2 protein-coding genes are annotated in these 1,850 nt (G+C 58.7%); both read right to left on the bottom strand.

Features of this window, described 5'->3' with window-relative positions:
* The coding region (locus GY791_01245) for a type I secretion system permease/ATPase (protein MCP4327050.1) at positions 1-462 on the bottom strand (462 nt) is incomplete at its 3' end.
* A gap of 113 nt (positions 463-575) precedes the next feature.
* Positions 576-1,850 (bottom strand): hypothetical protein (locus GY791_01250; protein MCP4327051.1); only part of this gene is annotated, 1,275 nt, incomplete at its 5' end.

Raw genomic sequence — 1,850 nt, forward strand, 5'->3', positions numbered from 1 at the left:
CTGGTTGGCTTCCGCCGCCGGTTTGCGCGAGACGATCTCGTTGAGACCGATGAGCACACAGATAACCACCGCGCCGCCCGTGGCCACCAGCCCGAGGATCGGATGAAACACATAGATAATGCCGAGATAAACCGGCATCCACGGAATATCAAAGATCGCTGCTGGTCCAGGCCCTACCAAAAACTGCCGAGCCGCCTCCAGGTCGCGTATCGGGTCGAGCCGCTCCGCCTTGCGGCCGATAAGGATCGGCAGCGACACGGAGCATTCGAAGCTTGTGCCGGACAATTGTGCATCAAGTCGCTGACCGATGCGCAATAGCACCCGCGAGCGGATGCCTTCCAAAAGGCCGTAAAACACATAGAGGCCCGCCGCCAGCCCGCCGAGGACGACAAGCGTCGGCACGGACCCGCTGGCGAGCACCCGGTCATAGACCTGCAGCATGAACAACGGGCCGGTCAGCATGAGAAGATTGATCGGCAGGCTGAGCAGACCGATCCCGACAAAAGAGGAGCGAAGCGCCGTGAGGCACTCCGCTAGAAGTTTTGAACTAGAGCCAGAATGCTTTTGCATGGAGACTATGCAAAACGGAAATCGTCAGATGACAATTCTGAAACAAGTACGTTCTCAAGCACGATGCTGTTGCCGGCGTCTACGGTGATGGTCGTGTCCGTCCCGTCATCCGCCGCATTTACGAGCACATCTGCATAGGACGAGATTGCAGTTACCTGCCTGAATTCGACAATATCGCCCGCTTCGAAATCGACAACGACATCATTCCCGAACTCATTTGCAAAAACAAATGTGTCGTCGCCGCCGTCACCGGTCAGCGTATCGTCGCCTTCGCCTCCGTCGATCTCGTCATCGCCGCCCTTTCCGTCCAACACGTCATCGCCGGCACCGCCGACAATGATGTCTTTGCCGGACGAGCCGTCATAGGTCATGCCCAAGGCACTGCTGGACGTCGAATCATGCATCGAAAGGAGCTCGCCGTAGGTCGTGCCGCCATCCGTCGATACTTCAAGCGTATAGTCGCCAGCTCCCTGATGATTGCGCACATAATAGTCAAAGCTGTAGAGGCCCGACGTGGCAACGCTGAACGTATCGGACGTATCCGTTCCCGAAGACCCGTCGGCCAGAACCTGCTGTCCGTCGATGATCAGCAGTGCCTGGTCGTCAGCCGCTTCACGGAAATGGTACGTCTGACCGGCCTCCAGGTAGATCTGACCCGACATGTGGCGCAGCTGGTATTGACCGGCATCGCCCGAAAGGCTGGTCGTCGACGCCGTGCTCGAAGCCGTATGCGTGTCCGCCCAATCGTCCATGTCCGTGGCCGTGGCCATCGAAAATACCCAGTTGTAGGTATCGAGCGACAGTCCCTTCACATAGGCCTGGTTTCCAACGGCAGGCCCATAAAAGACCCGCTCAAGGCCGCCCACATCAAGGCTGCTGCCATCGCTGAACTCTACCGTCTCGATGGAATCCGCAGTCACAAAGTGATCCGTCAAAATGAGCACGTCTTCCATCTGCGAAAGGTCCGTCGGCTCTTCACCGATCCCCTTGACATAGATGTAAAGATCATCGCCCTGCTGCTGCAGGATCAGGTCCTCACGCGATATGCCCTCGCCAAGGACGATCTTGTCCGTTCCGCCGCTGTCCTCAAGCGTGTCCGTGCCGTCGCCGCGGCTGTAGAGATAGGTGTCATTGCCACCGCCGCCCTCAAGCGTATCGTCGCCCGCACCGCCTTCAAGTACATCGGCGTCCGCACCGCCATCGAGCGTGTCATCACCGGCACCGCCGACAAGATTGTCGTCGCCATCATCACCGGTCAGGGTGTCGTCGCCTTCGCCGCC

It is taken from the genome of Alphaproteobacteria bacterium, assembly GCA_024244705.1.
Lineage (GTDB): Bacteria > Pseudomonadota > Alphaproteobacteria > JAAEOK01 > JAAEOK01 > JAAEOK01.